The 8,988-nt window shown below is 68.0% G+C and carries 6 protein-coding genes and 2 pseudogenes; 3 read left to right on the forward strand and 5 right to left on the reverse strand.

From position 1 onward, the window contains the following. The first annotated feature begins 35 nt into the window (after nt 1-35). On the forward strand, nt 36-230 hold the full coding sequence (locus A5652_RS27345; RefSeq protein ID WP_369805726.1) for an MMPL family transporter: 195 nt from the start codon (nt 36-38) through the stop codon (nt 228-230). Here the strand turns inward: A5652_RS27345 and A5652_RS02250 are convergent. After that, nucleotides 230-2,128 (reverse strand): annotated as a pseudogene (locus A5652_RS02250) (efflux RND transporter permease subunit); the annotation flags it as partial. The gene A5652_RS27345 and the pseudogene A5652_RS02250 sit on opposite strands and share 1 nt — an antisense overlap. Nucleotides 2,129-2,210: 82 nt before the next feature. Beyond that, nucleotides 2,211-2,363 (reverse strand): annotated as a pseudogene (locus A5652_RS29060) (hypothetical protein); the annotation flags it as partial. A gap of 115 nt (nt 2,364-2,478) precedes the next feature. Between A5652_RS29060 and A5652_RS02255 the strand changes: the two are divergent. Next, nucleotides 2,479-3,033, forward strand: a complete 555-nt coding sequence (locus A5652_RS02255) for a hemophore (protein ID WP_067346218.1) — start codon at nt 2,479-2,481, stop codon at nt 3,031-3,033. Here A5652_RS02255 and A5652_RS02260 read toward each other — a convergent pair. Continuing rightward, entirely contained in the window at nt 3,030-4,196 is a 1,167-nt protein-coding gene (locus A5652_RS02260; protein ID WP_067346220.1) for a YbhN family protein, read from the reverse strand. The two genes, A5652_RS02255 and A5652_RS02260, sit on opposite strands and share 4 nt — an antisense overlap. Nucleotides 4,197-4,353: 157 nt before the next feature. Here A5652_RS02260 and A5652_RS02265 point away from each other — a divergent pair, with 157 nt between their 5' ends. Then, a complete protein-coding gene (locus A5652_RS02265) occupies nt 4,354-5,502 on the forward strand; it encodes an AI-2E family transporter (protein ID WP_067346222.1) in 1,149 nt (382 codons plus the stop codon). 36 nt (nt 5,503-5,538) lie between these two features. On the opposite strand, the gene A5652_RS02270 is transcribed toward A5652_RS02265, so the two are convergent. Together A5652_RS02270 and A5652_RS02275 are read right to left on the reverse strand one after the other, a co-directional pair. Then, nucleotides 5,539-8,457 (reverse strand): MMPL family transporter, encoded by a 2,919-nt coding sequence (locus A5652_RS02270; protein ID WP_067346224.1) that lies wholly within the window; start codon nt 8,455-8,457, stop codon nt 5,539-5,541. Nucleotides 8,458-8,506: 49 nt separating this feature from the next. Continuing rightward, nucleotides 8,507-8,988, reverse strand: a 482-nt coding sequence (locus A5652_RS02275) for an NYN domain-containing protein (protein WP_067346226.1), incomplete at its 5' end; no start/stop codon positions are given.

Below are 8,988 nucleotides of genomic sequence, written 5' to 3' on the forward strand. Positions count from 1 at the left end.
AGCGCTTCCTGCATTCCGGTAACACCCGCGATGCCGTGGCCTACGGCGTCAGCACCAGCGCCCGCACCATCACCAGCGCGGCGCTGATCATGATCGCGGTGTTCGTCGGCTTCGCCTTCGCCGGCATGCCGCTGGTGGCCGAAATCGGCGTGGCGTGCGCGGTCGCGATCGCGGTGGACGCCACCGTGGTGCGGCTGGTGATGGTGCGGGCGCTGGTGCTGACGCCGTAGGCCACGGCATCGCGGGTGTTACCGGAATGCAGGAAGCGCTCCCGGATGCGGGTGAGCAGGAAGATCTCGTAGTCCATCGACAACCCGAAGGTCATCGCGAGCACCAGCGGCGGAACCGTGCTGTCGATCGAGCTGATCTGGGCGAAGCCGAGGTCTTTCAGCCACCCCCACTGGAAGACCATCACCAGGCTGCCGTAGGCGGCGGCCACCGACAACAGCGTCATCAGGACGCCCTTGAGCGCCAGGAAAACCGAGTGGACCGAGACCAGCAGCATCACGAAGGCGATTGCCGCGACGATGGCCAGCACCACCGGCTCGGTCGCGGACACCTGGTCGTCGAAGTCCTTGATCAGAGCGGTCGGGCCGCCGACGTCGACGCGCGCGGTGCCCGCCTGGGGGACTTTGGGCAGCTGCGCGCGCATCCAGCCGACGGTCTCGCGGGCCTTCATGTCCTCGGGATCCACCGACAACACCGCGGACAGCAAGGCGCTGCCGTTGTCCTCGGCGAACTGCGGCGGCGACACCGAGACGATGTTGGGGGCCTGCGACATCCGCTGGCGGATCGCGCCGAGGGTGTGGCTGTGTTCGGGCGAGGCCGCGCCGCCTTCGGGGAAGTTGATCAGCACGCGGATCGGGCCCAGCGCGCCGGGACCGAGGGCCTGAGCCGCGGCGCCGACCCCGGCGCGAATTTCGTGCGAGGAGTCGAACTGGCGCAGCAGGCTGTTGCCCAGCACCATCGATGACGCTGGCGCGGCCATCACGAGCAGCACCAGCGACGCCGCCAGCGCGGACATCCACGGCCGGCGCATCACCCAGCCAATCCAGCGGTTCCAGAACCGCGACTGCGTGCTCTCGGGTCGTCGCGACCAGTGCAGGAAGCCCGACCGTTTGGCGGCCGCGCGCCCGAATGTGGCCAGCGCCGCCGGCGTCAAGGTCGTCGAAGTCAGCATCGCCACCGCGACGGCCAGGATGGCGCCGGTGGCCATCGACTTCAGGGCCGGGGTGTTGATCACGTAGATCCCGGTCAGGGAGGCGACGACGGTCATGCCGGACAGCACCACGGCCAGCCCGGAGGTGGCCATCGCGGCGTCGACGGCTTCGCGCGGCTGGCGTCCGGTCCGCAGTTCCTCCCGGAACCGCATCAAGATGAATAGGGAGTAGTCGACGGCGAGCGCGATCCCGAACATGGACACGGTCGAGGTCACGAACACCGACATGGTGGTGTAGGCGGACAGCAGATAAACCAAACCCATGGTGACCACGACCGTGCAGATCCCCAAGGCAAGGGGGATGGCCGCCGCGGCCAGCGACCCGAACACCGCGAGCAGCACGATCAAAATGACCGGGAGGTTCCACTTTTCGGCGGCGGCGATGTCGTGTTTGGTGTTGGCCGCGGCGGCGGCCGACAGCGCACCCTGCCCGATGACATACAGGCGCACGCGGCCGTTCGCGGTCTGGCCGGGCTGATCGCCCTTGATCCCGACCTTGGTGCGGAGCTGCTTGGCGATGTCGCTGGTATTGCTGGAATCCAGCCGCACCGACAGCACGTACGGGCGGTCGGGCTGCGGCGGCCGCTGGGTGGGGTTGGGGATTTCGGCGGTGCCGGGGATGCCGCCGGCGATCTGTCGCAGCTGCGCGACCGCGTCGTTCATGTCCTGGTAGCTGGCGTCGGGCCGGGGCGCGGCCACCAGCGCCAGCGACGATCCACCCTGGTCGTGGTAGAGCTCCTCGAGCTGGTCGTGCACCGCCAGCGATTGCGATCCGGCCACGTCGAAGCCACCGCCGGTCAGGTTGCCCGACTGCGTCAGCGCCAGGTACACCGCCGGAACCAATGCCAGCAACCAGCCTGTGAAGACCAACCAGCGGTACTTACGCAGGCTGCGGCTGAGGCGGATCATTAACTGCTGGATTTTGTCGCTCCCCGGTTCTCGCGTAGCGCGTGCTCGCGACGATACCGCAGCGGGCTGTGGAAGATGTGGCTTATCTAGTTCCTGAGCTGCGGCGACACCGTTGTTGCCAAGTCGCTGCGAAGACGTTGTGAACCGGTGACCAAGCGGGATTTCGGTCACATATCCCGTCCCGGCTCCGTTCGAACTGGCAGCGGTGATATCGGCGGTGGCAGGATGTCGGATGGCCGACCCGGCCCCCGGGAGATTATGGGGAATGCCTGCTCGGTGCGGCCGTCTATTGCAGCCGTTTGCGGGGCGCCGGCCCAGGCCATCCGCCGCAAACTCCTAAGGAGTTATCGATGACGAGAGCCGCCGCTGGACGGGGTCGCAAAATCTTCGCCGGACTGATCGCCGCCACGGTGCCCGGCGCAGCCTTCGCGGTGCTCGCCGGCTCCCCGGCGACCGGCGCCAACGACCCGTGCGCGGCCAGTGAGGTCGCCCGCACGATCGGCTCGGTCTCCAAGTCGATGGGTGATTACCTGGATTCGCACCCGGAGACCAACCAGACGATGACCTCGATGCTGCAGCAGCAGGCTGGGCCGCAGTCGGTGAACGGGTTGAAGTCCTACTTCGAGGCCAACCCGAAGGTGGCCGGTGATATGACGTCGATCGCGCAGCCGCTGACCAGCCTGTCGACGCAGTGCAAGCTGCCCATCTCAATCCCGCAGGCGATGGGCCTGATGCAGCAGGCGCAGGGCGCGGCCGGCGGGCTGCCCGCGCTGCCCGGTAATCCCGCGGGCGCATCGCCGTTGGGCGGGACCACCGGTGGCGCCCCGGCGGCGGCGCCGCAGCCGGCGCCGCCCGCGGCGGCCAGCACGCTGCCGGGTCCGTCGCGCGGAAACACCGTCGGCTAGGTTTCCGGATTCCGCTCGGGCGGCGGTAACGGCCCCTGCAGGGCGGTCTCGGTCGGATCGGACGTGGGGTCGCCCTGCGCCGGCACGACCGGTAGCGGACCCGTGATCGGGTCCTCGTCCGCATCGGTCACGTTCTCGGTGCGGAACACGAAGAAGAACACCACCCAGCCGATCGCGGAGATGAGCAACCAGCTGATCAGTCGGTAGATGAGCATCGCCGAGATCGCGTTGGGCAGCGACATCCCGCTGGACACCAGACCGGGCACCAGCACCGCCTCGACGATCAGCAGGCCGCCCGGCATCAGCGGGATGGTGCCGACGGCGCGGGCGGCCGCGTAGGCCACCGTCAAACCGGCCACTGAGGCGTGGTCCCCGGCGGCATAGGCCGCGAAGCCCAGGCAGGCGACGTCGGCGATCCAGTTGAACATCGACCAGCCGAACGCCACCCCCAGGTCGCGCCGGCCGAGGCTCACCGATTCCAGCTGCATCAGCGTCTCACGCCACTTGGCCAGGCCGGTGTCGGCGGGCCTGCCGCGAATCGAGTTGATCCACGCCAACACCCGGCTGCCGATGCCGTCGATCAGCTCGGGTCGTGACGCGACGGCCTGGGCCAGCAGCAGCAATGCGACGAAGCCGCCGAGGGTGAACAGCAATGAGAACGGGTTGTTCTTCGCGCCGAGCAGGAAGGCACCGCCCAGGCCGAGCAAAGCCAACCCCACCGCCTGCAGCACGCCCGACATCACCAGCTGCCACGACGCCACCACGGTCGAGGCGCCCCACAGCCGCTGCTGGCGGAACAGGAAGGTCGCCGAGAGCACGGGTCCGCCGGGCAGCGTGGTGCTGAGCGAGTTGGCGGCGTAGAACGCGGCCTCGGAGCGCAACTGCTTGACGTGGACCCCGGCCGACTTGAGCAACGTGCGCTGGATCTGGGCAAAGCTGTGCATCGACGCGGCCGCCGCCACCACCGACGCGAGCAACCACCACCAATTGGCCTCGTACAGGCTCATCCAGGCTTTGGCCAGCTGATCCCAGCCCAGCGAGACTTCGACGGCAAGGACGATGGCGACCACGCCCAGGATCACCCAGCGCACCCACCAGTACTTCCCACGCGCGGTTTGTTCGCGCGGGAGGTCGAGATTGCGGGCGGGTGCGTCGTGCGGCACGTGATTTAGGGTAACGGTGCAGGTGGCGCGGTGATCGCTGCGGATGGCTTACCGTGTCGACGTCGTAACCGGATCGTGCCGACGACGGCGGCCGCGAACGGCGCGCGGACCCTCGCGGACACGTTTGGCGGCGGGCCGCGGCGGATAGGCTGGCCAGATGTCAGCAAACGTCGACGATGCTTCGGTCGAACCCCTTGTCCGCAAGACCGCAGCCTGGGCGTGGCGCTTGCTCGTCATCCTGCTCGCCGTGCTCGCCCTGCTGTGGGTGGTGAAAAAACTCGAAGTCATCGTCGTTCCGGTGCTGGTGGCTCTGCTGCTGAGCGCGCTGCTGGTGCCCGTGGTCGACTGGCTGGACAAACGGGGTCTACCCCGCGGCGGCGCGGTGGCCCTGGTGTTGCTGGGCGGCTTCGCGATCCTGGGCGGCATTCTGGCGTTCGTCATCCTGCAGTTCATCGACGGCCTGCCCGGCCTGACCGAACAGGTGACGAACAGCATCGAGTCGACGCGCCGCTGGCTGACTCAAGGGCCGGCGCACCTGCGCAACGAACAGATCGACAACGTGGGCAACGCCGCCATCGAGGCGCTGCACAACAATCAGGCGAAGCTGACCAGCGGCGCGCTCTCCACCGCGGCCACCGTCACCGAGCTGGTCACGGCGGCGGTGCTGGTGCTGTTCACGCTGATCTTCTTTCTGTACGGCGGACGCAACATCTGGCACTACGTCGTGCAGATCATCCCGCCCGACGTGCGCGGCCGGGTGCACGAGGCCGGTACCGCCGGATACGGGTCGCTGATCGGGTACGTGCGGGCCACCTTCCTGGTGGCCCTGACCGACGCGGCCGGGGTCGGCACGGGTTTGGCGATCATGGGCGTCCCGCTCGCGCTGCCGCTGGCATCGCTGGTGTTCCTGGGTGCGTTCATCCCGCTGGTCGGTGCGTTGATCTCAGGCCTGGTGGCCGTGGTGGTCGCGCTGCTGGCCAAGGGCTTCGTTTACGCACTCATCACGCTGGGCCTGCTGATCGCGGTCAACCAGATCGAGGCCCATCTGCTGCAGCCGCTGGTGATGGGCCGCGCGGTCTCGATTCACCCGCTCGCGGTGGTGCTCGCCATCTCCACCGGCGGTGTGCTCGCCGGGATCGTTGGCGCCTTGCTGGCGGTGCCGACGGTGGCGTTCCTCAACAACGCGATCCAGGTGCTGTTGGCGCCCAATCCATCCGTCGAAGCCGAGAAGCAGACCGAGGAAGCGGACGAGAAGAACGCGATCCTGCAGGCCGAGCCCGACAAACCCGAGGAAGAATCCGCCTAGGGCGCAAGCCTTTTCGGGGCCGTTTCGAAAGCGCGGTTAGAGCCGTCCCTCGCGGCGCAGCAGATCCTGGGCGGACAAGCCGCCGCCGGAGCGCCGGCGCTGCCGAGTCGGGTCGCCGTTCTCGCCCTGCCCGCGCGCGTTCGCCTGATCGGTGGCCGCGTTGGGGTCGTTGCCCTCCGGGCGCATCTTCGGCAGGGCGGTGGTGGGTTCGGCGGCGTCGCTGGCGTCGTCGGACCGGGGGCCGGGCACCGGGATGGCCCGCGTTTGATCGCCGGACGGCGGCGCGGCCGGACCCGGCGCCGCGGAGCGCTGGGCCGACTGCGGTGCGGAGTTGGCGGCGGGGCGCATCTCGGCCTGGCGGTCATGGGCAGGCCCGCCCTGCGCGGCGAAGCGCGCCGTCTTGGCTTCGGTCGGCTGGCTGGGCCGGGCCGGAACGCGGGTGGCGCCCGCGCCTTCGCTCGTCCCTGCGCGCATCGTCGCGCCGCTCGGGGACTGGTCCCGCGCGGGCCGCGGCTCGGCCGGACCCGGGCGCGCAGGCCGTGGCGGCTCCAGAGCGCCGGGATGGGTGGGGTCGTGGGGTGGCCGCGGTGCCGCCGCCACCAGGCTTGCGGCGACGGGCGGGCGCGCGGGCCGGCCATTGAGCGTGGGCCGCTTGCGCTCGTCGGGCAGGTCGATCTCGCCAAGCCCGATCTTGTTCTGCAGGCGCCGGGCCCAGCGCGGCGCCCACCAGCAGTCGTCGCCGAGCAGCTTCATCACCGACGGCACCAGGAACATCCGGACGACGGTGGCGTCCAGCAGCAGCGCCGCCATCAAACCGAAGGCGAGGTACTTCATCAACACCAGGTCGGAGAACACGAACGAGCCGGCGACCACCGCCAGCACCAGTGCGGCGGCCGTGATCAGGCGCCCGGTGGTCGCGGTGCCGATCCGGATGGCTTCGGCCGTTGACATGCCGCGCTCACGCGCCTCGACCATTCGCGATACAAGGAACACCTCGTAGTCGGTGGCCAGGCCGAAACCGACGGCGACGACCAGCGCGATGACCACCACCATCAGCGGTGTCGGTGTGAAGTTCAACACGTTCGAGAAGTGCCCGTCGACGAAGATCCAAGTCAGGATGCCCATCGTCGAGCCCAGCGTCAGCGCGCTCATCACCGCCGCCTTGATCGGCAACACCACCGATCCGAACGCCAGGAACATCAACAACATGGTGGCGCCCAGCAGCAGCACCAGCATCAGCGGAGCCTTGTCGAACAGACTGTGGATGCTGTCCTGTTCGAGGGCCGGCGTACCGCCGATATAGAGGTTCAGCCCCTTCGGGGGGTTGACCGAGCGAAGTTCGGCGAGCTTCTTGGCGGCATCGTTCTTGTTCACCAGCCCGTTCTGGATCACCCGCACCGAGCCGTCCTTGGGCACCGTCGTCCCATTCGGTCCGGCGACGCAGGGGTTACCCGCAATGGTCGGGCAGGCCCGCTCCTCCCACTGCTTATCGGTGAAGCCGCCGATCGAGGAAATCCTGTTGCGGATGTCGGCGACCTGTTGGTCGGTGACCTTGCTGTTGTTGCTGCTCTGGATCACGACCGTCAACTGCTCGGTCCGGTAGCCGGGGAAGAGCTTGTCGAAGTGCTCCTGGGCCATGCGTACCGGGTTGTCCGGCGGCAGGTATTTCTCGCTCATGCCACCGAACGACAGGTTGCCCAACGGGATGACCAGCAGGATCATCGCGATGGCGATCGGCAGGGCGAAGGCCAGGGGGCGCTTCATCACCCAGTTGACGAGTTTGCCCCAGAAGCCGGCCTCGACCTCTTCACGGGTCTTGGTTTTCTGGAGCCGGTCGGCCAGCCAGTTCAGGTAGGCCCGCGAATACTTCCAATTCCGTAGGAAGGGCACCCGGAACGCGGTCCGGACGCCGAGCGCGTCTACGTGGCGGCCGAGGATGCCCAGGCAGGCCGGCAGGAAGGTGATCGACAGCAGCGCCGCCAGGCCCACCGCGGCGAAGATCGCGTAAGTCAGCGAATGCACGAAGCCCTGCGGCAACACCAGCAGGCTTGCACTCGACGCGATGATCAGCACCGCCGAGAACGTCACCGTGCGGCCGGCCGTCATCACCGTTCTTCGCACCGCGGCCTCGGTGTCGTAGCCCTCGGCTATCTCCTCCCGGAATCTGCTCACCACGAACAGCCCATAGTCGATGGCGATACCCAGCCCAATCAGCGAGACCACCGGCTGGGCGAAGAAGTGCACCGGCCCGAAGACGGCGACCAACCGCAGGATGCCCAGCGAGCCCGCGATGCTCAGGCCGCCCACGATGGCGGGCAGGCCGGCGGCCACCGCGCCACCGAACACCAGGAACAGCACCACGGCGACCAACGGCACCGCGAGTACCTCCATGCGGCGTTGGTCGGTGGCGATCGTTCCCGTCAGGGCGTTGGCGATCGGCTCGAGGCCGGCCAGCTGCACCGTGCCCCCGTCGAGCTTCTGCAGCTCCGGCTGGATGGCCTTGTAGTTGTTGAGGATGCTGTCGTCGTCGTCGCCCTTGAGCGGAATGCTGACGAAGGTGTGCTTCCTGTCCTCGCTGACCATCCCCTTGATGACCGGGTTGGTGCTGTTCGGTGCCGCCAGCCAACCGGCCCAGCCGACGACCTGGTCGGGATGGTCGGTCTTGAACTTGTTGAGTTCGCCGACGAGCTTGTCGCGCCAGGCCGGGTCATCGGCCGTTTTCCCGTCCGGAGCGGTGAAGGTGGCCACGATGTGGCTGGTGCGGTCACGGCCGTAGGTCTGGTCGCCCAGCACTGAGGCTTTGACGGATTGGCTGCCGTCGTCGTAGAAGCCGCTCTGTGTAACATGCTTGCCCAGGCTGACTCCGAAGACGCCGCCCAGCAGACACAGAGCTACCGTGACCCCGATCACGATGTACCGATATCGGTACACAGTTCGACCCCACCAGGCGAACACGCAAGCTCCTTACTGGATCGTTAACGACCCGCGCATAGGTTTTCCAGTGTCACACACGCGCGGTCAGCAGCGCGGAGAGCGGCCGGAACGGCTGCAGCCACGCACCCTGGTCAGGCAGCGAATCTAGGCCGATCCGCGGCAACGGTTCCCGGAAGACACCAGCGATATCTTCCAGATCAACGAAGTCCAAGGTATCCGACGCTAGCGCCCAACTCGCATGTTCGCGAAATCCGATCACCTGGACGCTGACCCCGGTTCGTGCGATGTCTTCCAGCGGGTGACGAAAAGCCTGGCCGTCGGCCGAGGCCACCACCAGCGCCGCCAATCCCTCGGTGCGCCGCAGTTCGATGTGGGCCAGCATGTCGCGGTCGACGTCGCTGTCCTCGTCGATCTTCGGCTTGGCGAACACCGCGAATCCCACGTTACGAAGCGCGTCGACCCACGGCCGGACGACGTCGGCGCTGCCCGGCGCGATGTTGGTGAAGACGGTGGCCTCGGGTTCCACCACCACGCCGGGGCGACTGGCGATGC

Source organism: Mycobacterium sp. 1165178.9, assembly GCF_001673555.1.
Lineage (GTDB): Bacteria > Actinomycetota > Actinomycetes > Mycobacteriales > Mycobacteriaceae > Mycobacterium.

What these genes read in the sequence shown, in the direction of transcription:
- A5652_RS02255 (WP_067346218.1), top strand. Translation starts at nt 2,479, where the DNA reads ATGACGAGAGCCGCCGCTGGACGGGGTCGCAAAATCTTCGCCGGACTG.
- A5652_RS02265 (WP_067346222.1), top strand. Translation starts at nt 4,354, where the DNA reads ATGTCAGCAAACGTCGACGATGCTTCGGTCGAACCCCTTGTCCGCAAG.